General features: G+C 65.4%; 26 protein-coding genes. 20 read left to right on the top strand and 6 right to left on the bottom strand.

Annotated features, from left to right (window positions below):
• Window positions 1–156: 156 nt before the first annotated feature.
• Complete coding sequence (locus FFS68_RS10520) at window positions 157–1,080, top strand: crotonase/enoyl-CoA hydratase family protein (RefSeq protein ID WP_137753147.1); 924 nt, start codon at window positions 157–159, stop codon at window positions 1,078–1,080.
• 4 nt (window positions 1,081–1,084) lie between these two features.
• On the opposite strand, the gene FFS68_RS10515 is transcribed toward FFS68_RS10520, so the two are convergent.
• From FFS68_RS10515 to FFS68_RS10495, 5 genes are all read right to left on the bottom strand, one after another.
• Window positions 1,085–1,300: a hypothetical protein gene (locus FFS68_RS10515; RefSeq protein WP_137753146.1), complete on the bottom strand. Its 216-nt coding sequence runs from the start codon at window positions 1,298–1,300 to the stop codon at window positions 1,085–1,087.
• Between the two features lie 21 nt (window positions 1,301–1,321).
• Window positions 1,322–1,750 (bottom strand): SRPBCC domain-containing protein, encoded by a 429-nt coding sequence (locus FFS68_RS10510; RefSeq protein ID WP_137753145.1) that lies wholly within the window; start codon window positions 1,748–1,750, stop codon window positions 1,322–1,324.
• Window positions 1,747–2,070, bottom strand: coding sequence for a metalloregulator ArsR/SmtB family transcription factor (locus tag FFS68_RS10505; RefSeq protein WP_137753144.1), 324 nt, complete (start codon window positions 2,068–2,070; stop codon window positions 1,747–1,749). The genes FFS68_RS10510 and FFS68_RS10505 overlap by 4 nt, the downstream gene beginning before the upstream one ends.
• Window positions 2,071–2,139: 69 nt before the next feature.
• The gene (locus tag FFS68_RS10500; protein ID WP_137753143.1) at window positions 2,140–3,771 is read right to left on the bottom strand and encodes an alkaline phosphatase D family protein; all 1,632 of its coding nucleotides are present in this window, start codon (window positions 3,769–3,771) and stop codon (window positions 2,140–2,142) included.
• 72 nt (window positions 3,772–3,843) lie between these two features.
• Window positions 3,844–4,968: a DUF3667 domain-containing protein gene (locus tag FFS68_RS10495; protein WP_137753142.1), complete on the bottom strand. Its 1,125-nt coding sequence runs from the start codon at window positions 4,966–4,968 to the stop codon at window positions 3,844–3,846.
• A gap of 79 nt (window positions 4,969–5,047) precedes the next feature.
• Between FFS68_RS10495 and FFS68_RS10490 the strand changes: the two genes are divergently transcribed.
• The 10 genes from FFS68_RS10490 (at window position 5,048) to FFS68_RS10445 (ending at window position 12,955) form a co-directional block, all read left to right on the top strand.
• Window positions 5,048–6,334: a glutamate-5-semialdehyde dehydrogenase gene (locus FFS68_RS10490; protein ID WP_137753141.1), complete on the top strand. Its 1,287-nt coding sequence runs from the start codon at window positions 5,048–5,050 to the stop codon at window positions 6,332–6,334.
• Window positions 6,331–6,975, top strand: a complete 645-nt coding sequence (locus FFS68_RS10485) for a hypothetical protein (protein ID WP_137753140.1) — start codon at window positions 6,331–6,333, stop codon at window positions 6,973–6,975. The genes FFS68_RS10490 and FFS68_RS10485 overlap by 4 nt, the downstream gene beginning before the upstream one ends.
• Window positions 6,972–7,625: a nicotinate-nucleotide adenylyltransferase gene (locus FFS68_RS10480; RefSeq protein WP_137753139.1), complete on the top strand. Its 654-nt coding sequence runs from the start codon at window positions 6,972–6,974 to the stop codon at window positions 7,623–7,625. Before FFS68_RS10485 ends, FFS68_RS10480 begins: the two co-directional genes overlap by 4 nt.
• A complete protein-coding gene (rsfS, locus tag FFS68_RS10475) occupies window positions 7,622–8,020 on the top strand; it encodes a ribosome silencing factor (RefSeq protein WP_137753138.1) in 399 nt (132 codons plus the stop codon). The genes FFS68_RS10480 and rsfS overlap by 4 nt, the downstream gene beginning before the upstream one ends.
• 33 nt (window positions 8,021–8,053) lie before the next feature.
• Window positions 8,054–8,482, top strand: coding sequence for a 23S rRNA (pseudouridine(1915)-N(3))-methyltransferase RlmH (locus tag FFS68_RS10470; RefSeq protein ID WP_137753137.1), 429 nt, complete (start codon window positions 8,054–8,056; stop codon window positions 8,480–8,482).
• Window positions 8,479–9,693: a peptidoglycan DD-metalloendopeptidase family protein gene (locus FFS68_RS10465; protein ID WP_137753136.1), complete on the top strand. Its 1,215-nt coding sequence runs from the start codon at window positions 8,479–8,481 to the stop codon at window positions 9,691–9,693. The genes FFS68_RS10470 and FFS68_RS10465 overlap by 4 nt, the downstream gene beginning before the upstream one ends.
• Before the next feature lie 148 nt (window positions 9,694–9,841).
• Window positions 9,842–11,242 carry a S41 family peptidase gene (locus tag FFS68_RS10460; RefSeq protein ID WP_137753135.1) on the top strand — a complete coding sequence of 467 codons (1,401 nt, stop codon included), beginning with the start codon at window positions 9,842–9,844 and terminating at the stop codon, window positions 11,240–11,242.
• 12 nt (window positions 11,243–11,254) lie between these two features.
• On the top strand, window positions 11,255–11,737 hold the full coding sequence (locus tag FFS68_RS10455) for a disulfide bond formation protein B (RefSeq protein ID WP_137753134.1): 483 nt from the start codon (window positions 11,255–11,257) through the stop codon (window positions 11,735–11,737).
• A complete protein-coding gene (locus FFS68_RS10450; RefSeq protein ID WP_137753133.1) occupies window positions 11,734–12,267 on the top strand; it encodes a demethoxyubiquinone hydroxylase family protein in 534 nt (177 codons plus the stop codon). The genes FFS68_RS10455 and FFS68_RS10450 overlap by 4 nt, the downstream gene beginning before the upstream one ends.
• 82 nt (window positions 12,268–12,349) lie before the next feature.
• Window positions 12,350–12,955, top strand: coding sequence for a hypothetical protein (locus FFS68_RS10445; protein WP_137753132.1), 606 nt, complete (start codon window positions 12,350–12,352; stop codon window positions 12,953–12,955).
• 69 nt (window positions 12,956–13,024) lie between these two features.
• Here FFS68_RS10445 and FFS68_RS10440 read toward each other — a convergent pair whose 3' ends face one another.
• Entirely contained in the window at window positions 13,025–14,962 is a 1,938-nt protein-coding gene (locus tag FFS68_RS10440) for a prolyl oligopeptidase family serine peptidase (RefSeq protein WP_137753131.1), read from the bottom strand.
• Between the two features lie 317 nt (window positions 14,963–15,279).
• Between FFS68_RS10440 and FFS68_RS10435 the strand changes: the two genes are divergently transcribed.
• From FFS68_RS10435 to FFS68_RS10395, 9 genes are all read left to right on the top strand, one after another.
• Window positions 15,280–15,678 carry a hypothetical protein gene (locus FFS68_RS10435; RefSeq protein WP_137753130.1) on the top strand — a complete coding sequence of 133 codons (399 nt, stop codon included), beginning with the start codon at window positions 15,280–15,282 and terminating at the stop codon, window positions 15,676–15,678.
• Between the two features lie 142 nt (window positions 15,679–15,820).
• A complete protein-coding gene (locus FFS68_RS10430) occupies window positions 15,821–17,164 on the top strand; it encodes a metallopeptidase TldD-related protein (protein WP_137753129.1) in 1,344 nt (447 codons plus the stop codon).
• Window positions 17,165–17,171: 7 nt separating this feature from the next.
• Window positions 17,172–17,963 carry a 3'(2'),5'-bisphosphate nucleotidase CysQ gene (locus FFS68_RS10425; RefSeq protein ID WP_137753128.1) on the top strand — a complete coding sequence of 264 codons (792 nt, stop codon included), beginning with the start codon at window positions 17,172–17,174 and terminating at the stop codon, window positions 17,961–17,963.
• Window positions 17,964–18,161: 198 nt separating this feature from the next.
• A complete protein-coding gene (rpsM, locus tag FFS68_RS10420; RefSeq protein ID WP_137753127.1) occupies window positions 18,162–18,530 on the top strand; it encodes a 30S ribosomal protein S13 in 369 nt (122 codons plus the stop codon).
• Between the two features lie 104 nt (window positions 18,531–18,634).
• Complete coding sequence (gene rpsK, locus FFS68_RS10415; RefSeq protein ID WP_137753126.1) at window positions 18,635–19,024, top strand: 30S ribosomal protein S11; 390 nt, start codon at window positions 18,635–18,637, stop codon at window positions 19,022–19,024.
• A 107-nt stretch (window positions 19,025–19,131) separates the two neighbouring features.
• Window positions 19,132–20,190: a DNA-directed RNA polymerase subunit alpha gene (locus FFS68_RS10410; protein WP_039576660.1), complete on the top strand. Its 1,059-nt coding sequence runs from the start codon at window positions 19,132–19,134 to the stop codon at window positions 20,188–20,190.
• 109 nt (window positions 20,191–20,299) lie between these two features.
• A complete protein-coding gene (gene rplQ / locus FFS68_RS10405; RefSeq protein ID WP_137753125.1) occupies window positions 20,300–20,722 on the top strand; it encodes a 50S ribosomal protein L17 in 423 nt (140 codons plus the stop codon).
• A 44-nt stretch (window positions 20,723–20,766) separates the two neighbouring features.
• Window positions 20,767–21,273: a helix-turn-helix transcriptional regulator gene (locus tag FFS68_RS17885; RefSeq protein WP_137753124.1), complete on the top strand. Its 507-nt coding sequence runs from the start codon at window positions 20,767–20,769 to the stop codon at window positions 21,271–21,273.
• A gap of 125 nt (window positions 21,274–21,398) precedes the next feature.
• Complete coding sequence (locus FFS68_RS10395; protein WP_137753123.1) at window positions 21,399–21,986, top strand: MarR family transcriptional regulator; 588 nt, start codon at window positions 21,399–21,401, stop codon at window positions 21,984–21,986.
• Window positions 21,987–21,993 lie beyond the last annotated feature (7 nt).

Genomic DNA, 21,993 nt, shown 5'->3' with positions numbered 1-21,993 from the left:
CATCGAAAGGCGCGGTGCCGGGGCGATGGGGCGCCTATAGCGGCAAAGCCACGGCGCGTCACCCGTCATGCTCACCCGTCACTTTACGTCTACGTCAACTAGTGCTTGCGCTCGCACGGATCGCTTGCAACGATGGCCCAACCAAGGAGAGAGATCATGAGCTTTGAGCAGATTCGCCTCGATCGGCACGAAGGCATTGCGCTGCTGACGCTGCACCGGCCCGACCGGATGAACGCCTTTACCACCGAGATGATGCTGGAAATTGTCGCGGCGCTCGATGAATGTGACGCCGACGATGGCGTGCGTGCGGTGATCTTTACCGGATCGGGCGACCGCGCCTATTGCGCCGGCGCTGACCTGGGTCGGGGCGCGGCGACCTTTGACTATGCAAAACGCGCCGACAAGGCGGTGCTGCTGCCCGATGGCGTGGCAGCGAGTCCGGTTGCCGACGATGGGACGATCGACTGGTCGCACCCGCTGATCCGCGATTCGGGCGGGCGCGTGTCGATGCGGATTTTCGACTGTAAAAAGCCGGTGCTCGGCGCGATCAACGGCGCCGCGGTTGGGATCGGGGCAACGATGACGCTGTCGATGGACGCGCGGCTGGCCAGCGAGACCGCGCGCTACGGCTTTGTCTTCGCGCGGCGCGGGATCGTGCCCGAGGCCGCGTCGAGCTGGTTCCTGCCGCGACTGGTTGGCATCCAAAACGCGGTCGACTGGTGCTATTCGGGCCGCCTGATCGACGCCGCCGAAGCGCATGACAAGGGATTGGTGCAGTCGGTGCACACCCCCGGCGCGCTGGTCGATGCCGCGATCGCCAAGGCGCGCGAGCTGACCGATCACAGCGCGCCGGTGTCGGTCGCCCTGACCCGCCACATGCTGTGGCGGATGCTGGGTGCGCCGCACCCGATGAGCGCCCACCGCTGGGACAGCCGCGCCATTTTCGCGCGCGGTCGCAGCGCCGATGCGGCCGAGGGGGTGTCGAGCTTCCTCGAAAAGCGGCCCGCCAATTTCACCGTCAGCGTGGCGAATGATTATCCCTGGTTCGCCGAGTTCGAGGACACGCCGCCGTATAGCTGAGGGGTCAGTCCGCTGCGCTCCCGCGCTTCCTGAAATACGGCCGGAAGAACATGTAGAGGCCGGAGAATATCAGGAGGAAAAGCGGCGGCAGCGGCAGATAATAGACCCACTCGACCGGCTGATGCCCGAGGCCGAGCGTCACGAATATGGCGAGAACGATCGCCGAAAAGAGGATCGATACCCAGCGGTGAAACTGCCGGATCCACAGGCTCCAGTTCATGATATTCTCCCTGTCTGACTGTCAGTCGAGCGTCGCCACGACCTTTTCGAGATTTTCGAGATGGATGCGCCAGCCGCCCTTGGCGCCGCCGAAAGCCTGCTTCTGGTCAGGGCGGAAGCCGACCTGCTCCATGCGCAGCCGCGTGCCGGCAGACGTCGGTTCGAGCGTGAAGGTCACGGTGCTTTCCAGCGCGTAGGCGGGATCGTCGTGCGCGTGGTTCCAGCTGTAGGAGAGACTGCGCCCCGGTTCGACGTCGAGGATCTCGCAGTCGACATGGCCCCAGTCGCCGCGCAGCTGGAACCGGTGGCCGAGATCGAGGCCGAAGTCATTCTTCATCAGCCATTCCGCGATCAGGTGCGGCTGCGTCAGCGCGCGCCACAGCTTTTCGGGCGGGTGGGGAATTTCGCGCTCGACGGTTACGGTGCGCGTATCGGTGTCGGTGTCCGTCATTGATCCATCCTTTTGAGCAAATCTTCGAGATCGTCGAACCGCGCTTCCCAGAAGCGGTTCATGCGCCCGGTCCAGTCGATGAGCGGCGCGAGCGCGCGTTGCTGGGCACTGTAATGCGTCTGGCGGCCCAAGTGCCGGTCGAGCACCAGCCCCGCCTGTTTGAGAATGCCAAGATGTTTGGAGACCGCGGGCTGCGAAATACCGGCGCCTGCCGTCAGCGCGCCGACCGTCTGCTCGCCTTCGAGGCACAGCCGTTCGAAAAGCGCACGCCGACTGGGATCGGCGAGCGCCCTGAAAAGAAGGTCGGGGGAATGTTGCATCTAATCCATAACTCCGTGGCTATGGATTAACTCATAACCATCGAGTTATGAATGTGTCAAGCCCCCGTCTCAGGCAGCGTCATATTTTCGCCGCCCACGCGTCGCCGTCATGCTGTGCGTCGCCTTCAGCACCGGGGTGTGGGTGCGGATCGTTTCGACATTGTGCCAGTTCGCGGTGACCCGGTCGCGGGTCATCTGCACCGTGACATAACCGCGATCCTGCGTGTTCGCCCATTTGAGCTGCGGCGATGCGGCGCGCAGCGCCGACACCCGCGCCTCGTCCGAAATGCCGCGCGTATAGCCTTCGTAACCGGGCGAGGTGACGCTTTGCCCGGCGATCTCGATTCCCGCCGGGCGGCCGCCTTCGCCGAGGTCGAACGCCCAGGCATTATGCGTGTCACCGGTCAGGGTGACGAGGTCGGCGTCGGCGCGCTGGGCCGCGCCGAGCAGCCGCGAACGCGCCGCCGGATAGCCGTCCCACGCATCGAGGTTGAACGGAATGCCCGCCTTGGCCGCCATCTGCGCCGCGTCGATCCGGCGGCGGACATTGTCGGCCATGGTTGCGCCGAACCAATCCTTTGATTCGGGCGGCGTGAACAGGCTGCCCATCACCACTTGCTGTGCGCAGACCTGCCAGCGCGTGCCCTGCCTGGTCGAGGCAGCGAAGCCGTCGAACAACCAATTTTCTTGTTCGGCGCCCATCATCTGACGCGCGGGATCGCGATAGGCGGTTTCGGCGAATTGTTTGAGCTTCGCCGCCGTGTCGCCCGGCCCGGCGATGATTTCATCGATCTCGAACTGGCGGTCGCGGCCGGTCACCCGCGTTTCGGGGAGGAAGATCGTCGCGAGGTCGCCGACCTGATAATCGCGCCAGCGCGTGTCGGCGACGGGCATCCATTCGCGATAGGCGCGCTCGGCGGCCGCAACGCGATCGGGCCAGCTGCCTTCGCCGTCATTGTGGTTCTCTGCCCCGCCCTTCCAGCTGTCGTTGGTGATTTCATGATCGTCCCACTGGGCGATCATCGGGAACAGTGCGTGGAGCCGCGCCAGATCGGGGTCGCTGCGATAGGCGGCGTAGCGGAGGCGATAATCGGCCAGCGCCACCATCTCGTGCGCCGGCTGGATGTCGCGGCCCGGCACCGCCTGTTTGAGCGAGGGATAGTCGCCAACCGGATATTCGTAGAGATAGTCGCCCGAGTGGACGACCAGATCGATGTCCTGCCGCGCCGCGGCGTGGGCATAGGCGTTGAACCAGCCGAACGGCAGGTTCGAGCAGGAAAAGAGCGCGAGGGTGAAGGTGCTGGTCGGCCCGGCAGGCAGGGTGCGGGTGCGGCCGGTCAGCGACTTGGTCCCGTCTGGAGCGACAAAGCGATAATAATACCAGCGGCCGGGTTCGAGCCCCGCAACCACCAGCTTGGCGGTATGATCGCGGTCGCCGGTCGCGGCGACGCTGCCGCCGCCGGAAATTTTTGCAAAATCGGATGTTGCGGACAATTCGGCGGTCAGCATCGTGTCGCTCGGCGCGGCGTAGCGCGTCCACAGCAGCACCGAATTGGCGCCCGGCTCGCCGCTCGCGACGCCGTGGGTAAAGCCCTGCGCCATCATCGCGGCGGCCGCGCCCGGCAGCGACAGCGCCGCCAGTCCCGCGGTACCCAGCGCGATCAGCTGACGCCGATCCATTTCGCCCCATTGATGATGCATCGCAAATCTCCTCCTCGACCGGCGGGTTCTTTGCCCGGCCTTTGTTACGATTCGGCGCCGCCCGGATTTAGGCTAACCCATCACCCCGAGCGCGAGCAGCAGGAACATGAACATCATCACCGAAAACAGGCTGAAAAACAGCAGCAAATTGGTGCGCACGAACGCCCCGAGGCGCGACGAGCGATAGGCGCCGCGCAGCTGGCGATACATATGGAACGGCACGTACAGCAGCGCGAACGCGGTCGCGACGTCGCCGAAGATCGTCAGGTTGAACAGCCGCACGACCACGAACAAGAGCAGCATGAAGCTGATCGAATAGGTCACGAAGACAAAGTGGTCGTAAGTGTGGAAGCGGCGGCTGAACGGAAAAAGCAGCCACATAAAGGGCAGCGACATCGGAATCAGCGCCCAGGCGAATTTATAGGCGTTCGCCTGCAGCTTGTAGAATATCAGCGCGGGGTTCGCGATCGCCTTTTGCATGCTCTGGTCGATGAACGGAACCCCGGTATCGACCTTGGTCTGCGACAGGAAGTCGGCGCCGGTCATCACCTGATCGACGGGATCGTCAAGCACCGGCGGCCCCTTGTCGAGCTCTTCCTGGCTCAGGCGCCGGGCGACGCGGAGGTAGCCGGCGCTTTTCTGCAGCGTCGCGCGTTCCTCCTCAAGCTGTCGCCGCTCGGCCGCAGGCAGGGCCTTGTCCGCCAGCCGCGCGTCGATGCGATCGACCTCTTGCTCGAAACTGTCCTTGAGCGCGTTCGAGCGCGTCTGTTCGGCCGCCGCTTTGGCAATGCCCTCGCCCACCCCGCCGCCGCTGCCGACCATCGCAAGCACCGCATAGGTCAGGAACACCGCGAACAGGAACAGCGCGAGCGGCGAGATGAAGCGCGCGCGCTCGCCGTGGATATAGCGGCGCGTCAGGTCGCCGGGCCGCCACGCGAGCAGCGGCAACGTGTTCCAGATCTTGCCCTCGAAATGAAAAATCGCATGGACCAGATCGTGCCCGATCGCACCGAAGCTGCGGTGGACGTCGGCGCGCTGGCCGCAATGATGACAGTGCGAGCCGACCAGGCTGGTGCCGCAGTTCAGGCAGCGCAGTCCGCCTGCCGGCTCGCCCGGCCCGCCGTGCTGCGGCTCGACGACGCGCCCCGCCAATCCCGCGGTGACCGCCGCGCCGATGCCTTCGATATCCCCGCTCATGGCGCCTTGCCTAAAGGCGGGCGCAGCGCGACGCAACGGGACTTTCGGGCGTCAGGCAAAACGTGATAGTGGCAGCGCCATGAACGCCGAAGCTCTCACCGCCCCGCCGATGCCCGGCGATGCCGTCGCCCTGATCGCCGACATCGGCGCGCGCGCGCGTCTTGCAGCGAAACGGTTGGCGTTGGCGGCCACCGCGGACAAGGCCGCGGGGCTGGTTGCCGCTGCCGCAGCGATCCGCGCCAGCGCCGCCGACATCCTCGCCGCCAATGCCGAAGATATGGCGGCGGGACGGACGAACGGACTGTCGGGCGCGATGCTCGACCGGTTGCGGCTCGACGCGGAGCGATTGGCAGACATTGCCGGCGCGATCGACGCCATCGCGGCGCTGCCCGATCCGGCGGGCGCCGAAATCGAGCGGGTGGCGCGGCCTAACGGGCTGGTGCTCAGCCGGGTGCGCGTGCCGCTGGGCGTCGTCGGCATCATCTATGAAAGCCGCCCCAATGTGACCGCCGATGCCGCGGCGCTCGGGCTGATGTCGGGCAACGCGGTGATCCTGCGCGGCGGCAGCGAGGCAGTGCATTCGAACCGTGCGATCCATGCAGCGTTCGCGGCGGGGCTGGTCGCAGCGGGCCTGCCCGCCGATGCGGTGCAGCTTGTCCCGACGCAGGACCGCGCCGCGGTCGGCGCGATGCTCCGCGCGCAGGGGTTGATCGACATCATCATTCCGCGCGGCGGCAAGGGGCTGGTCGCGCGGGTGCAGGACGAGGCGCGGGTGCCCGTGCTCGCGCACCTCGACGGGATCAACCATCTTTACGTCGATGGCGCCGCCGATCCGGCGAAAGCCGTCGAACTCGCGGTCAACGCCAAGATGCGCCGCACGGGCGTCTGCGGCGCGACCGAAACGATCCTGATCGACCGCGCCTATCCCGCACCGCTGGCGATTGTCGACGCGCTGGTCGCGGCGGGCTGCGAAGTGCGCGGTGACAACGCGGTCGCGGCGCTGAGCCCGCATGTCGACCCGGCATCGGCGAGCGACTGGGACACCGAATATCTCGACGCGATCGTGTCGATCGCGATGGTCGATGGGCTGAGCGGCGCACTCGCCCACATCGACGCCCATTCAAGCCGCCACACCGACGCGATCGTCACCGAGGATGCCGCCGCCGCCGAACGCTTTCTGGCGGGAGTCGACAGCGCCATCGTCATGCACAATGCCTCGACGCAGTTCGCCGACGGCGGCGAATTCGGCCTCGGCGCCGAAATCGGCATCGCCACGGGGCGTCTTCATGCGCGGGGACCGGTCGCTCTCGAAGGGCTCACGACATACAAATGGTTGGTGCGCGGCACGGGACAGGTCCGGCCTTGACGGCCATCAAGCGTAATCAGTTCGCGAAATGGATCCGCTGGGCAGCGCTTCTTCTGCTGATCACTGCCACGCCATTTTGTTGGCTAGTGGCCCGCGATACGATCCTGGTGCTGCGTGCGAGCGATGGGCTGGGTGAACAAACGGCACGCTGGTTGCTGGTGACACGCTTCGCCAACACGATCGATGATTCGAAGATTTCGGCCAAAACGCGAGAGCCCTTCTATCTGACGATGTTATACGGCCCCAGTTGCTTTGTTTTGAAGGGCGCGACGCTCCTCCCGAGTGACACGCCGCCGGCGCAATCCAGTCTTCGTGACGACCGGCAACCATCGCTGGACGAAATTTTGTCGACGCACCGAATGCTCGCCGAGCGTCAAGTAAATCAGACCATTCAAGATCATGCCATATCCGAAAGCTTCTCGACCGCCGAATTGATCCTGTTCAACGGTTGCGTTGCGGCGACGCCATTTGCCCCGATGTGCGAGAAGCGTGTCTCGGCGCGGCTGGATGCGGTCTATGATAAAGTGTCGAACGAGGCCTTCACGCTTTTAGGTACGAAGGCTCGCCAAGCGGGCGCGCCGAATAGATATTGCGATATCATGCCTCAGGTCGTCAGGGACGAAAGGCTGAGGCTGCCATGATCCCCACCGGCCTCCTCGGCGGCAGCTTCAACCCCGCGCATGGCGGGCATCGTGCGATCAGTTTGAACGCCATCGATGCCCTCGGCCTCGACGAGATGTGGTGGCTGGTTTCGCCGGGCAATCCGCTCAAGCCCAAAGCGGGCATGGCTTCGCTGCCCGCACGGCTCGCTTCGGCACAGCGGATGGCAAAGCGCGCGCCGATTCGCGCGACCGGAATCGAGGCCGAACTCGGCACGCGCTACACCATCGATACGCTGAAAAAACTCGTCCGCCGCTACCCCGATCGCCAGTTTATCTGGATCATGGGGGCCGACAATCTGGTCCAGCTGCCCCAATGGCGCGACTGGCGGGGGATTGCGCGACTCATGCCGATTGCGGTTATCGCGCGTCCGGGCTATAATGACCGCGCCCATGCAAGACGTGCGATGGGTTGGCTTCGGCGCTTCGTCCGGCCCGTGGACCAGACATTGCATTGGACGGACTGGAGACCGCCCGCCCTCGTGTTCCTGCGATTTTCGCCCGATGTGCGATCCGCAACTGCGATACGGCAGGCCAACCCCCGCTGGTTCGAACGCTATGAAGGTCGCGCTTTGCGCGATCCGCTGACGCGTTCGCGGCTTGTGGACCCGACTAGGAAAGGACGCATTTGATCTCCGCCACCCAGGATGCCGCCAATGGCGCCGCATCCGCCAATGATAACGTGGACGCGCTCCACGCTCTGATCCTCCACCAGCTGGATGAGGACCAGGCCCAGGAAACCATCTCGATCCCGCTTGCCGGAAAAAGCAGCATCGCCGATCATATGGTGATCGCGAGCGGCCGGTCGACGCGCCATGTCTCGGCGATTGCCGAGAAACTGGCACAGCGGATCAAGCAGGAAGCGGGCCGCCAGGTTCGCGTCGAGGGACTGCCCAATGCCGATTGGGTGCTGCTCGATGCGGGCGACGTCATCGTCCACCTGTTCCGCCCCGAGGTGCGCAGCTTCTACAATCTCGAGCGCATGTGGTCGTTCGGCGACGCACCGCCGGTTGTAGCCGCAAATTGACGTCCCTGCCCTGCCAAGGGTAGGCGGGGCGTCATGTTGCTGCACATCATCGCGCGCGGGCGCATCGGGCGCGGGCCTGAGGCTGAGCTGGTCGAGCGCTACATGAAGCGTGTGACCTGGGCGCAGAAGATTTCGGAGCTTCCGGACACAGGCGGTCGTATGCCTGCCGCGGCGGAAAATAGCCGCACCATCTTGCTCGATGAGGGCGGCGAACAGATGTCGTCGACCGAATTTGCGAAATTGCTCGAAAGCTGGCGCGATAGCGGGGTGCGTGAGGCGCGTTTCTGCCTCGGCGCCGCCGACGGCTTTACCCCGGAGGAGCGCGAGGGCGCCAACAAGGTCATCGCCTTTGGCCGCGCGACCTGGCCGCATCTGATGGCGCGCGCGATGCTCGCCGAACAATTGTGGCGCGCCACCAGCATCGTCGCGAACCACCCCTATCACCGCGAGGGGCGGCAATGAGACGCCTTTTCATCGGCTTGGCCGTCGCCGCAGCTTTTGCCGGCGGCGCGCTCGTCCTGGCGCAGAGCGATGTCTTCGACCCGCAAGCGATCGCCGCACGCGAGCGCAACCAGTTGCTCGATGCCAAGCAGCAGTCGGCCGAAGCGATGGCGCGCAGCACCCGGCTGGAGGCGCAGGCGGTCGCCGCGAGCAGCGCGGCCGACCGGCTGAAAAAACGCAGCGCCGCGCTGGCGGCGCGCATCCAGTCGGCCGAAGCCGACATCAGCGCCGGCGAAGCGCGCGTCGCGCTGGTCAGCCGCCGCCTGGCGGGGCAGCGCGCGCGGCTGGCGGAGCAGCAACAGCCGCTGCTCGAACTCGCCGCCTCGCTCCAGCAACTCTCACGCCAGCCGCCGGTCAGCGTGCTGGCGCAGCCGGGATCGCTGAGCGATATGGTCCACGCCCGCGCCGTGATCGACGCCGCAATGCCGGTGATCGAACGCCGCACCGCCGGGGTGCGCCGGGAATTGACGCTGCTGCAAACGACGCGCCGCCAGCAGGCGGTCGCGCTGGAGGCGCTGTCGGCGAGCAAGGTGCAGCTGTCGCAGCGGCGCGGCGCGCTGACCCGGCTGGAAAATGAAGGCCGGCTCCGCTCGCGCGAATTGATGAGCAGCGCGCAGCTCGAGGCCGACCGCGCGCTGGGGCTGGGCGAAAAAGCCCGCGACATCGTCGACCTGATGGACTCGCTCGAGGCCGATGGCGCGGTGCGCGCCGAACTGGCGCAATTGGCGGGTCCGCTGCCGCGCCCGCGCAACCCGGCCGCCAATATCGCCAACGCGGCGCCGCCCGCGCCCGCCGAGGCCGCGCTGACCGAGGGCGCCTACCGCCTGCCCGTTGTCGGCCGCATCGTCGCCGGGCTGGGCGAGGTCAACGACAGCGGCGTCCGATCGCGCGGCGTGACGATTGCGGCGCGTCCGGGGGGACAGGTCGTTGCCCCTGCCCCCGGCCGCGTCAGTTTCGCCGGCGATTATCGCGGCTATGGCAAGATCGTCATCATCGATCATGGCGGCGGCTGGATCTCGTTGCTGACCGGCATGATCGGGCTGTCGGTCGCGGTCGGCGACACGCTGGACAGCGGCGCCCCGGTCGGACGCGCGGGGTCCGACGACAGCCGCATTACCGTCGAGCTGCGCCGCGGGGGCCGCCCGGTCGATATTGTCGCAATGATCGGATGACGTCGCTTGCCGGGATTCGGGCCGGTTAATCCCCCGTTCGGGCGCTGTCCCCTATCGGGATGCACCGCTTGACGCCTGCGCAAATGCGTAGGAGGATGGTGGGCCGGGGTACATAGGGCGGGAATTCCTGCCGGAGTGAAAGACGCACATGACCGACTCGACCAAGAAGCCCGCATCCTCGAAGCGCCGCTTTGCGTTGTGGCAGGGCGCCGCCGCGCTCTCGACGCTGGCGCTGGTGCCGCTCGCGACCGGCGCGATGGCGAGCGTCGACAGCAAGACGCAGGAAGAAATTGCGCGGTTCATGGACGTCTATCTCGAAGTGAAATCAAACTATGTCGAACCGGTCGACGATTCAAAACTGATCGAGGGTGCGATTAACGGCATGCTCGCCAGCCTCGATCCGCATTCGGGTTATCTCGACGCGCGCGGCTTTTCGAACCTGCGCACCCAGACCGACGGCGAATATGGCGGGCTGGGCCTGTCGGTGACGATGGAAGACGGCGTCGTGAAGGTCATCGCGCCGACCGCCGACACCCCCGCCGACAAGGCGGGGATCAAGTCGGGCGACTATATCACCCACATCAACAAGGAACTGATCTTTGGCCTGACGCTCGACGAGGCGGTCGATCAGATGCGCGGGCGTCCGGGCACCAAGATCGACGTCACGATCGTCCGCGAAGGCCAGGACAAGCCGATCGAGATGTCGCTGATGCGCGAAGTGATCGACCTGAAGCCCGTCAAATGGGAAGTCAGCGGCGATGTCGGGGTGCTGACCGTCACCAGCTTCTCCGCCGATGCGACCACCGATTTGCGCGCCGCGATGATGGCGGTCGAAAAATCGCTGGGCAAAAAGCCGCGCGGCTGGGTGCTCGATCTGCGCTCGAACCCTGGCGGGCTGCTCGACGAAGCCGTCGGGATCAGCGACCTGTTTCTGGAACGCGGCGAAATCGTGTCGCAGCGTGGCCGCCGCAAGGGCGATATCGAACGCTATTTTGCCGAGCCCGGCGATCTGGCGGGCGGTGCCCCGGTGGTCGTGCTGATCGATTCGGGTTCGGCTTCGGCCTCCGAAATCGTTGCCGGCGCGCTGCAGGACCAGCATCGCGCTGTCGTGATGGGCGAACGCAGTTTCGGCAAGGGATCGGTGCAGACGGTGCTGCCGCTGTCCGACACCACCGCGCTGCGGCTGACCACCGCGCGTTATTACACTCCGTCGGGGCGCAGCGTGCAGGAGGGCGGGATCGATCCCGACATCCGCGTGCCGCAGCTGTCCGATCCCGATTATGCATCGCGGCCGAAATTCCGCGAAAGCGACCTGCGCCGTCACCTGATCAACGAGAAAAAGGTCGACGACGGATTGCTCGAAAAGGACGAAAAGGCCGATCCGCGCTTTGCCGCAACCGCCGCCGACCTGAAGGCGAAGGGGATCGAGGACTTCCAGCTGCACTATGCGCTGCAAACGATCGGGCGCATCAGTCCGACCGCACCGCGGATGGCGCAGAGCAGCAAGCCCGCGGCCAAACCGACCGCCAAGCCGACCGCGCGCAACTAAGGGGTTGCCGACATGCTGAAATCGCGCCTGACCGCGCCCGCCGTCGCGCTTGCCGCGCCGCTGCTGCTGTATGGCGGGGCGCTGGTGTCGCAATATGGCTTTGGCCTGCACCCGTGCGAGATGTGTTACTGGCAGCGGTGGCCGCATCAGGCGGCGATCGTGCTGGCGCTGCTCGCGCTGCTGCTGCGCGGCAATGACAAGGCGATGCGCGCCCTGACATTGCTCGCCGCGCTCGCCATCGCCGTCTCCGGCGCGATCGGGATTTACCATGCCGGGGTCGAATATGGCTTTTGGGAGGGCATTACCACCTGCGCGACCGGCGGCGGCGGGCCGGTATCGCTCGACGCGATCATGAACGCGCCGCTGATCCGCTGCGACACCGCGCAATGGACGCTGGCCGGTATCTCGCTCGCGGGGTTCAACGCGATCTTTTCGCTGGGCGCGGCGGTGCTTATCTTGACCTTGCTGCGCCGGGGGACCACATCGGCGGCATGACGAAAGCCCCTGCCAAGAGCAATCGGTGCACCGCATCGATGATCCGCGTCGACCAGGCCGGCGAATATGGCGCGACGCGCATCTATGCCGGCCAGCTCGCGGTGATGGGCGATCGCCACCCGATGGCGCGCGAGATCGCGCATATGGCCGAGCAGGAAGAGCGCCATCGCAAATTCTTTGACGACATGATCGCCAAGCGCGGCGTGCGTCCGACTGCGCTCCAGCCGTTCTGGAACGTCGCAGGCTTTGCCCTGGGCGCGGTGACCGCCGCGATGGGACCGCGCGCCGCGATGGCGTGCACCGCCGCGGTCGAGACCGAGATCGACCGCCATTACCGCGACCAGCTCGATGCACTCGGCGACAGCGATCCCGAACTGAGCGCCGCGGTCGCCGATTTCCGCGCCGAGGAGCTGGAGCATAAGGAAGCCGCGCTCGCCGCGGGCGCCGAAAGCGCGCCAGGCTATCCGGTGCTGAGCCTGGCGATCCGCGCCGGTTGCCGTGCAGCCATCGCGCTGTCGAAGCGTATCTGATAGATAAAGGCCTGCCCGTCCGTTCATGACCGATGCAGGGTCGCGGTGCCAAGCCGCACCAAACAAGACAAAGGAATATCCGATGACCCGCCTGCCCCTGTTCGCGCTGATCCTGGCCGGTAGCGCCGTCCCCCTGCCCGCCATGGCTCAGGAAGCGACGGTCGATGGCGAAAAGGTCAACCAGGTCGTCGTCTATGGCGACGATCAATGCCCAAAGGGGGCCGCCGACGAAATCCTGGTCTGCGCCAAACTTCCCGAGGGCGAACGCTATCGCGTTCCCGAGATGCTGCGCGGCAACCCGCTCGATGTGCGCAACGAAGCATGGGCGAACAAGGTCGTCGCGGTCGAGCGCATCGGCCGCTTTGGCACCGACAGCTGCTCGCCGACCGGGCTGGGCGGCTTCACCGGCTGCACCCAGGCTCTGGTCGCGGGCGCCAAGGCCGAACGGCAGGCCGCCGACAAGACCGACTGGCAGGCAATGATCGCCGACGAACGCGCCAAGCGCATCGCGGGCATCGATGCCGCGTCGGATGAGGTCGAAGCCGCAGTGCGGGCCGAGGAACGCGCGCTCGCCGAGCGCCAGAAAGCCGCCGAGGAACTGGAGCGTCAGGCGAGCGGCCAGGCGCCGATGCCGACGGCGCCCGACGAGGCCGACGCCGAGCCGCTGCCGGTCCCGCCGCAGGGCTAAACCCTCCTGTCGTCATTGCGACCCCGGCGGAAGCCGGGGTCGCAATGACGAGGTGTTTGGCGGGCGCGATCAGTTCAGCAAATATTGCTTCCAGAACAACAGCGACGCCCAGAAATTATAGTCGGCATTTTCCTTCTTGGCGAAGCCGTGGCCCTCGTTGGTGCCGACCAGATGCCACGCCGTGCCGCCATTTTTACGGATCGCCGCGACGATCTGGTCGGCTTCTGATGCGGGAACGCGCGGGTCGTTGGCGCCGGTGACAACGAACAGCGGTTTCTTGATGTCGGCGACCCGCGTCAGCGGCGAGATTTCCATCAGCTTGGCGCGCTGTTCGGGCACCCGTTCGTCGCCATATTCGACGCGGCGCAGATCGCGGCGGTAATCCTGGGTGTTTTCCAGAAAGGTGACGAAGTTGGAAATCGCGACGACGCACAGGTTTGCGCGCAGCTTGGCGGCATAGTGCGTCGCGGCGGCGTAGCACATATAGCCGCCATAGCTGCCGCCGGTCAGCCCGAAACGCGCCGCGTCGAGGCTTTTGTCCCTGGCCAGCGCGTCGAGGAACGCGCCCATGTCCTTGACGCTGTCCTCGCGCTTGAACGGCCCGTTGTCGAGGCTGACGAACGTCTTGCCATACCCCGTCGAACCGCGGACGTTGGGATAGAAAAGCGCGATCCCCATTTCATTGAGCATATAGTTGCTGCGCCCCATGAAGCCGGGGCGCGACTGGCCTTCGGGGCCGCCATGCACACTCATGATCAGGGGGCGCTTGCCGGGGAATTTTGCCGGGTCGGGGCGATAGAGAAAGCCCGATACCTCGAGCCCGTCAAAGCTCTTTACCTTGACCAGTTCGGGTTCGATATTTTGGGTCACATCAAGCCCGCCGGTTTCGCTTTCGGTCCAGCGGGTGATCGCCAGCGTCGTGGGATCGACGCTGAAGGCGTCGGCGGCACTGCGCGCCGAGGTGAAAGTGATGCCGATTTCGCCCCACGGCGCGATCTCCAGCCCGCCGATGATCCCCGCGGGCAGTTTGTCGACGGTCCGCACGGCGCCGGTCTTTGGATCGAACAGCCGCAGGGTCGACGTCCCCGCCTCGTTGACGACATAGGCGATGAAACTGCCGTCGTCGGCGATGTCGAACGTGTCGATGTCCCATTTTTCTGATGGTCCTTTGGGCGTGAACTTGCCCGTCGCCGGATCGAGCGTCCCGAGCCGCTGGAAATCGCCGCCTTCGTCACTGGTCATCCAGATCGTGCCGTCGGGCGCAAAGGTGGCGCCGCCGAGCGCCACCGTCTTGCTGTGATCGCCGATCGGCGTCATCGCGCCGCTGGCGAGATCGAGGCGGAACAGGTCGGCCTTTTGCACCGAGCTATATTTGCCGACCAGCGCCCAGTCCTTGTTCGGCGCGAAATCGAGCAGCCCCCAGCCGCCGCCCTGAACTTCGGCCACCATCCGGCGCGTCTTGGGATCGCGCGGGTCCATCACGTAGATGTCGCTGTCGCGGCCGTTGCGCAGCGTCGAGGTAAAGGCGACGAGCTGGCCGTCCTTGCTCCACGCATTGAGCCCGTTGCGGCTCTTGCCATCGGTGAGCAGATCGAGCCGGCCATTTTTCATCGCATAGATTTGATAGAATTCGTTGCCGCCGATGTCCTTTTGCACCAGCATCACATCGGCCTTTTGCGGCGCCCAGCTGCCCGACCCCACCGGCTCGGCCTCGAAGGTCAGCTGCTTGCGTGCGCCCATCGGCATCGCGACGCGGTGCAGCTGTGCGGTGTTGCCGAAGCGGGTGGCGATCAGCATCGATTTATCGACGGGGTTCCAGCCGACAAAGCCGGCGCCGCGATTTTCCATATAGGGCCGCGTCGCCGCCGACAGGTCGGCCGGCACTTCGGGCATACCATCGGCGATCAGGGCAGCGGGTTTGGGTTCGACCGCGGGCTTGTCGCCCTCGGCCGCCGAAGCGGCGGCAAGCGGCAGGGTCAGGGCGGCGAGAAAGGCCAGATAGCGCATGATGATTTTCCCCGTGTTGCATAAACTGATCGACTGAAGTTAGACGCTAGCTGCGGGCGCTTTGGATGCAAGGCTTCGACAAACAGCGCCGCGCGTTCGACCACCGCCGACCGCATTTCCGGGTCGCCTCGGCGGCCGTCACACGTCTCACCGTGCCAATTTTGCAGCTTTTTTGGCGACCTGACGCGATTTGGTTGCGAATCCGGGGTGAATCGAGCGGAATTGTTAACGAATCGGTGCCAACCTGTCTTGACTCGGGAATAATGGGCTGAAATCGTGGCGTTCTGGGAATCGCCAGCCTAAGGGGGCTGAAAAAAATGGCATCAGCATTCGGACAGCGCCTGTGGCGGCGCACGTCACCTAGTGTGCCGGCAGCACGGAGTCTTGGCCGCCGCATGACCTGGCACGCCGCTACCGCGCTGGTCGCTTTTGCCGCTTTGCAGATCTGGCTGGTGTCGAGTGCGATCGCTGCGGGCGCCTCATCGACGCTGATTTTCGTCGCGCTGATCGTCCTGCTCGCGCTCGCCGTTCCCGTCGCGCGATCGACCGAACGCCGCTGGTATCACCTCAGCCGTCAGGCGCTCGCCAGCTGGGGCCTGCACGCACGCTTTCGCCGCGATGTCCGCCGCCTGTGGGTCGCTGCGCTGACGCTGCCCTTTCTGTGGGTCAGCGGCGCGATGGCCGCCACCGACGCGATTGCCGCGATCGTCAACTAATCCTCTCGCTTTCCTCGTCATCCCGGACTTGATCCGGGATCCATTCCAGCAGCGAAGTCGTGGACCCCGGATCAAGTCCGGGGTGACGAAGATTGCCGACTTTGATTTTGACGCCCTGCCGCGCGCCGTATAGGGCGCGGCAATGCTGACCGTTTCCGAAGCCCTCGATCGCGCGCAGTTGCTGTGCGACGCCGCTGCCAAGGCCGGCGCCGATGCCGCCGACGCGCTCTATTATTGCAATGCCGCCACGTCGGTTTCGATGCGGCTCGGCGCGCTGGAGGATGTCGAGCGGTCCGAGGGGCAGGATATTTCGCTGCGCGTCTTTGTCGGCCAGCGCAGCGCCAGCGTGTCGACCGCCGACATGGATGCGGGCGAGCTGACCAAGCTGGTCGAACGCTGCGTCGCGATGGCACGCGAGGCGCCCGAAGATCCCTATGCCGGGCTCGCCCCCGAAGCCCTGCTGTTCCAGGGTGCCGTTCCCGACTTCGACCTTGACGACGGCAGCGAAGCCGATCCGGCGGCGCTGCGCGAGGCTGCGCTGGCGGTCGAGGAAGCGGCCCGTGCGGTCGCCGGGGTGACCAACAGCGAAGGCGGCAGCGCCAGCCACAGCCGCACCCGCTTTGCGCTCGCCACCAGCCACGGCTTTGCCGGTGGTTACGGATCGAGCGGTCACAGCCTGTCGGCCAGCGTCATCGCGGGCGAAGGCGCATCGATGCAGCGCGATTATGGCTGGCACAGCGCGCATCATCTGGCCGACCTCGAAAGCGCCGCCGACATCGGCGTCCGCGCCGGAACCCGCGCCGTCGCGCGGCTGAACCCCGGCAAGGCGCCGAACGGCAAGGTGCCCGTCATCCTTGACCCGCGGGTCAGCGGCGGCATCGTCGGCCATCTGCTCGGCGCGATCGCCGGCCCCGCGATCGCGCGCGGCACCAGCTTCCTGCTCGGCAAGGAAGACCAGCTATTGTTCGACCGCAGCATCGTCATGCGCGACGAACCCCACCGCCCGCGCGGCTTACGCAGCCGCGCCTTTGATGGCGAAGGGCTGCCGACCGCGGCGCGCGATCTGGTCGCCGATGGCAAGATCACCGGCTGGCTGCTCGACACCGCATCGGCAAAGCAGCTTGGCCTGACCCCGACCGGCCATGCGAGCCGCGGCGGCGGCGCGTCGGGGGTCGGCGCCAGTAACCTGCATCTCGCGGCGGGCAGCATGACTCCGGCGGCGCTGATGACCGGGATCGCCGACGGCGTCTATATCACCGAGCTGATCGGGCACGGCGTCAATCCGGTGACCGGCGATTACAGCCGCGGCGCGTCGGGCTTCCTGATCAAGGACGGCGCCGTCGCCGGGCCGATCGCCGAATTCACCATTGCGGGCAATCTGATCGATATGTTCGCGGCGCTGATCCCGGCGAACGACCTGGAATTTCGCCATGGCATCAACGCGCCGACGCTGCGCATCGACGGCATGACCGTCGCCAGCAGCTGAGCGGCGGATGCCGGGCCGCAATCTGGAAGCCGCGATCGCCGCGACCCGCGAGGTCGGCGACATGGCGATGGCGCGCTGGCGCGGCGAAGGGCAAGCGGTCAATGTTTGGAACAAGTCGCACGACAATCCGGTCAGCGATGTCGATCTGGCGGTCGATGCGCGGTTGAAGGCGGTGCTCGGCGCGATGGTGCCCGACGCGGGGTGGCTGTCCGAAGAAACCGCTGACAATTCCGACCGGCTGGCGTGCCGCGCGATGTGGTGCGTCGATCCGATCGACGGCACCCGCGATTTCATCCGCGGCCGCCCCGGCTGGTGCGTGTCGGTCGCGCTGGTGATCGATGGCACCCCCGAATTCGGCATCCTCTATGCCCCCGCGCTCGACGAATTGTGGGTCGCGCAAAAGGGTCAGGGAGCGCAGCTCAATGGCGAGACGCTCCATGCCAGCCGCCGCACCGATTTCGCCGGATCGCGCGTCCCCGCCGATGCGTTGCCGCGCGTCGACAGCGACCTGGTGATCGTTACCAAGCCGAACAGCATCGCGCTGCGGATGGCACTGGTCGCCGACGACCGCGCCGATCTGGTCGCGACGTTGCGCTGGGGGTTTGAATGGGACGTTGCCGCCGCGGCGCTGATCGCGGCCGAGGCGGGAGCAACCGTCACCGACGCCTTTGGCGCGCCGCTAAAGTTCAACACCCCGCGCGCGCAGGCCTTTGGTGTGATCGCCTGTGCGCCGGGAATCCACGCCGCGGTGGTCGATCGCTTGCACGATCGCGCCGTCGCTCTTACATCGACATCCTGACAGTCAAAGCGCCGCACAAACCGCCGCACTCTGCTTGACAATCGGCCCGACTTACCTTAGTTGCGCCTCCATTCCGACATCATGACCGGACGGCGAAGCGCACAGCGCGCATTCGTGGTCCGTTTTTTGCGTTGGAAATCAGACGCTTTGAGATGGGGCCGATTGCCTACGGCCCTGTGGAGCAGGAGAAAATTACCAATGGCACGTATCGCGGGCGTCAACCTGCCCACCAACAAGCGCGTGATCATCGCGCTCACCTACATCCACGGCATCGGTCGCAAGACCGCCGTCGACATCGCCACCAAGCTGGGGATCGACCAGTCGCGCCGCGTCCAGGACCTGTCCGACGCCGAAGTGCTGCAGATCCGTGAAACCATCGACGCCGACCTGACGGTCGAGGGCGATCTTCGCCGCACCACGTCGATGAACATCAAGCGGCTGATGGACCTCGCCTGCTACCGCGGGCTGCGTCATCGCAAGGGTCTGCCGGTCCGTGGCCAGCGCACGCACACCAATGCGCGCACCCGCAAGGGCAAGGCCAAGGCGATCGCCGGCAAGAAGAAATAAGATCAGAAAATCGTCCGGGGGACGATTTTCCTTATTTCTCCGCCGGAGGCCGCTCTCGAAACAGCACCGCCGGCCGTTCAGGATTTAGGATTTAGGAATTCAAAATGGCTCGTGAACCGCAGCGCCTTCGTCGGCGCGAACGCAAAAACATCTCGTCGGGCGTCGCCCACGTCAACGCGACCTTCAACAACACGATGATCACCATCACCGACGCGCAGGGCAACACCATTGCCTGGTCGAGTGCCGGCATGATGGGTTTCAAGGGCAGCCGCAAGTCGACTCCCTACGCGGCGCAGGTGTGCGCCGAAGACGCCGGCAAAAAGGCGTCCGAACATGGCGTCCGCACGCTGGAAGTCGAAGTGAAAGGCCCGGGCGCCGGTCGTGAATCGGCGCTTCGCGCGCTGCAGGCGGTCGGTTTCCACATCACCTCGATCCGCGATGTGACCCCGATCCCGCACAATGGTGTCCGCCCGGCCAAGCGCCGCCGCGTCTGATGCCTGCTTCGGATGCGCCCCATTTCCGGGGCTGCATCCGCTAAACTCTTAACGCCGGACAAATTGGCCGACCCCCAATTCGTCCCGCCAAAAGCAAAGGGAAGACCATGACTGTCAATATCCGGAACTGGCAGGAATTGAAGAAGCCCAGCAACCTGGAAATCAAGGCTGGCAGCGACGGCAAGCGCAAGGCGACCTTTGTCGCCGAACCGCTCGAGCGCGGCTTTGGCCTGACGCTCGGCAACGCGCTGCGCCGCGTGTTGCTCTCGTCGCTCCAGGGTGCGGCGATCACGTCGATCAAGATCGAGAACGTCCTCCACGAATTCTCGAGCCTGGCCGGCGTGCGCGAAGATGTCACCGACATCGTCCTCAACGTGAAGCAGATCGCGCTCAAGATGGAAGGCGAAGGCCCGAAACGGCTTCAGCTTTCGGCGACCGGTCCCGCGACCGTCAAGGCCGGCGACATCATGGTGTCGGGCGACATCAAGGTGATGAACCCGAACCATGTCATCTGTCACCTCGATGACGGTGCGACGCTGAACATGGAACTCGTCGCCGACACCGGCAAGGGTTATGTCCCCGCGACCGCCAATCGTCCGATCGACGCGCCGATCGGCCTGATCCCGGTCGACTCGCTCTACTCGCCGGTGCGCCAGGTCGCCTACAAGGTCGACAATGCCCGCATCGGTCAGGAACTGGACTATGACAAGCTGAACCTGACCGTCGAAACCGACGGCACGATCACCCCGGAAGATGCCGTGGCCTATGCCGCGCGCATCCTTCAGGACCAGCTGCAGGTCTTCGTCCACTTTGAAGAAGCGATGAACGACAGCGGCATGATCGGCATGGCGGCATCGCCAACCACCGCGGACGAGAGCGACGTCAACCAGCTCAACCGCTTCCTGCTCAAGAAGGTCGACGAGCTCGAACTGTCGGTCCGCAGCGCCAATTGCCTGAAGAACGACAACATCATCTATATCGGTGATCTGGTTCAGAAGACCGAAGCCGAAATGCTGCGCACCCCGAACTTCGGCCGCAAATCCTTGAACGAAATCAAGGAAGTGTTGTCGTCGATGGGTCTGCGCCTGGGCATGGACATCCCCGGCTGGCCGCCGGAAAACATCGAAGAGATGGCCAAGAAGCTCGAACAAGAGCTGCTCGGATAATCTTGCGCCCCGGCTTCGGCCGGGGCTCACAACGGGAATGGGTCGGCCCGCAAATCGACCTGGCTTGGGGTACCTCACACGGCCCCTCTGACAAACGAAGGAAGTTATCATGCGTCATAAATCGGGTGGCCGGAAGCTGCAGCGCACCAGCGCGCACCGCACGGCCCTGTTCCGCAACATGTCGGCCTCGCTCATCAAGCATGAGCAGATCACGACCACCGTCGCCAAGGCGAAGGAACTGCGTCCCTATATCGAAAAGCTGATCACGCTGGCCAAGCGTGGCGGGCTGGCCAACCGTCGCCTCGCGATGAGCCGCCTGATGGACGACGTTCAGCTGGTCAAGCTGTTCGACACCCTCGCCGAGCGTTACAAGGACCGCAACGGCGGTTACGCCCGCGTCATCAAGGCCGGCATCCGCGCCAGCGACGCGGCGCCGATGGCGATCATCGAACTCGTCGATCGCGACGTCGATGCCAAGGGTCAGGATTCGGGTCCGGTCGAGCAGTATGACGAGGATATGGCCGAAGCCTGAGCTTCGCTTTAACCGCACGAAATCGAGGGCGGCCTTCCGAAAGGATGGCCGCCCTTTTTCGTGGGCGGCAGCCGTCTTGCGATCTCCTGCCCCCATGGTCCCCGCCCCCATGGTCAATGTACTCGCACATTATAGGACGGCGCATCGCGACGCCGCTCGTGTATCCCACGTCGGATCACGATCGAAAGCAACGCCGCCCGATGCCCGGAGACCGAATAGCAGCGGACCTAGCACAGCCGACTTCTGCCGGGACCGAATCCTTTGGCTCCCGCCTGCGGCGCCTGCGGGTGACGCGCCGTTTCAGCCAGATGCAGCTGGCGGCGGCGCTCGATGTCAGCGTGCCCGCGGTATCGGCATGGGAAAAGGACCGCACCCGGCCGCGCCATGGCCGCGTCGAGGCGCTGGGCGCTTTGCTGGGCGTGTCGGTCGCCGAACTGTTGGGCAGCGACGGCCGCGAATTTTCGCCTGACATGCTGGCCGAAAGCCGCGCCCACATCGCCCGCGTCGTCGGCACCACACCCGACAAGGTCCGGATATTGATCGAGTTTTAGGGCACGGTCCGGTTGAAGCGCCCTGCGACAGGCGCAGGGCTATAGTTCCATCTGAACAGCAACGCACTGACTGCTGCCACACCGCCGCCATTGACATTCGATCCTTCATGCCTGATATTTCTGTTATGACAGAAATTATCGAATATGAGTCGAAACTGTCCCCGGCCGCGACCGAGTTCATCCTCCATTGGGGAAATCTTGGCGGGCAATGGGGGGTCAACCGGTCGGTGGCGCAAATCCATGCGCTGTTGTTCGTGTCCGACCGCCCGCTGCATGCCGAAGAGATTGCCGAGATGCTGGGGCTGGCGCGATCGAACGTCTCGAACTCGATCAAGGAGCTGCTCGGCTGGCGGCTGATCCAGCGGGTGCCGGTGCTGGGCGACCGGCGCGACCATTTCGCCGCCGAAACCGACATCTGGGAAATGGTCACGCGGATCGCGGCGGGGCGCAAGGCGCGCGAGATCGATCCCGCCGAAGCGGCGCTGAAAGCGTGCGTCACCCGCGCGGCGAGCGATCCCGAGCTGAGCGCCGGGGCCAAGGCGCGGCTCGCCGATATGCTCGATTTTGTGACGACGATGAGCCGGTGGCACGACGAGATGCTGAACGTCCCCAAACCCGCGCTGATGCGGCTGATCAAGCTGGGCGCCGGGGTCACGAAGCTGATCAACTGGCGCCCCGGTCGCGGCAAAGACGGCGGCAGGGACGCCGGGTAGGAGACGA

Source organism: Sphingopyxis sp. L1A2A (assembly GCF_005502465.1).
Taxonomy (GTDB): domain Bacteria; phylum Pseudomonadota; class Alphaproteobacteria; order Sphingomonadales; family Sphingomonadaceae; genus Sphingopyxis.
This window is presented reverse-complemented; position numbering and strand designations above follow the sequence as displayed.

Coding starts and splice junctions, on each gene's coding strand:
- FFS68_RS10520 (WP_137753147.1), top strand. CDS start 157: ATGAGCTTTGAGCAGATTCGCCTCGATCGGCACGAAGGCATTGCGCTG.
- FFS68_RS10515 (WP_137753146.1), bottom strand. CDS start 1,300: ATGAACTGGAGCCTGTGGATCCGGCAGTTTCACCGCTGGGTATCGATC.
- FFS68_RS10510 (WP_137753145.1), bottom strand. CDS start 1,750: ATGACGGACACCGACACCGATACGCGCACCGTAACCGTCGAGCGCGAA.
- FFS68_RS10505 (WP_137753144.1), bottom strand. CDS start 2,070: ATGCAACATTCCCCCGACCTTCTTTTCAGGGCGCTCGCCGATCCCAGT.
- FFS68_RS10500 (WP_137753143.1), bottom strand. CDS start 3,771: ATGCATCATCAATGGGGCGAAATGGATCGGCGTCAGCTGATCGCGCTG.
- FFS68_RS10495 (WP_137753142.1), bottom strand. CDS start 4,968: ATGAGCGGGGATATCGAAGGCATCGGCGCGGCGGTCACCGCGGGATTG.
- FFS68_RS10490 (WP_137753141.1), top strand. CDS start 5,048: ATGAACGCCGAAGCTCTCACCGCCCCGCCGATGCCCGGCGATGCCGTC.
- FFS68_RS10480 (WP_137753139.1), top strand. CDS start 6,972: ATGATCCCCACCGGCCTCCTCGGCGGCAGCTTCAACCCCGCGCATGGC.
- FFS68_RS10470 (WP_137753137.1), top strand. CDS start 8,054: ATGTTGCTGCACATCATCGCGCGCGGGCGCATCGGGCGCGGGCCTGAG.
- FFS68_RS10465 (WP_137753136.1), top strand. CDS start 8,479: ATGAGACGCCTTTTCATCGGCTTGGCCGTCGCCGCAGCTTTTGCCGGC.
- FFS68_RS10460 (WP_137753135.1), top strand. CDS start 9,842: ATGACCGACTCGACCAAGAAGCCCGCATCCTCGAAGCGCCGCTTTGCG.
- FFS68_RS10455 (WP_137753134.1), top strand. CDS start 11,255: ATGCTGAAATCGCGCCTGACCGCGCCCGCCGTCGCGCTTGCCGCGCCG.
- FFS68_RS10450 (WP_137753133.1), top strand. CDS start 11,734: ATGACGAAAGCCCCTGCCAAGAGCAATCGGTGCACCGCATCGATGATC.
- FFS68_RS10445 (WP_137753132.1), top strand. CDS start 12,350: ATGACCCGCCTGCCCCTGTTCGCGCTGATCCTGGCCGGTAGCGCCGTC.
- FFS68_RS10440 (WP_137753131.1), bottom strand. CDS start 14,962: ATGCGCTATCTGGCCTTTCTCGCCGCCCTGACCCTGCCGCTTGCCGCC.
- FFS68_RS10435 (WP_137753130.1), top strand. CDS start 15,280: ATGGCATCAGCATTCGGACAGCGCCTGTGGCGGCGCACGTCACCTAGT.
- FFS68_RS10430 (WP_137753129.1), top strand. CDS start 15,821: ATGCTGACCGTTTCCGAAGCCCTCGATCGCGCGCAGTTGCTGTGCGAC.
- FFS68_RS10425 (WP_137753128.1), top strand. CDS start 17,172: ATGCCGGGCCGCAATCTGGAAGCCGCGATCGCCGCGACCCGCGAGGTC.
- rpsM (WP_137753127.1), top strand. CDS start 18,162: ATGGCACGTATCGCGGGCGTCAACCTGCCCACCAACAAGCGCGTGATC.
- rpsK (WP_137753126.1), top strand. CDS start 18,635: ATGGCTCGTGAACCGCAGCGCCTTCGTCGGCGCGAACGCAAAAACATC.
- FFS68_RS10410 (WP_039576660.1), top strand. CDS start 19,132: ATGACTGTCAATATCCGGAACTGGCAGGAATTGAAGAAGCCCAGCAAC.
- rplQ (WP_137753125.1), top strand. CDS start 20,300: ATGCGTCATAAATCGGGTGGCCGGAAGCTGCAGCGCACCAGCGCGCAC.
- FFS68_RS17885 (WP_137753124.1), top strand. CDS start 20,767: ATGGCCGCCCTTTTTCGTGGGCGGCAGCCGTCTTGCGATCTCCTGCCC.
- FFS68_RS10395 (WP_137753123.1), top strand. CDS start 21,399: ATGACAGAAATTATCGAATATGAGTCGAAACTGTCCCCGGCCGCGACC.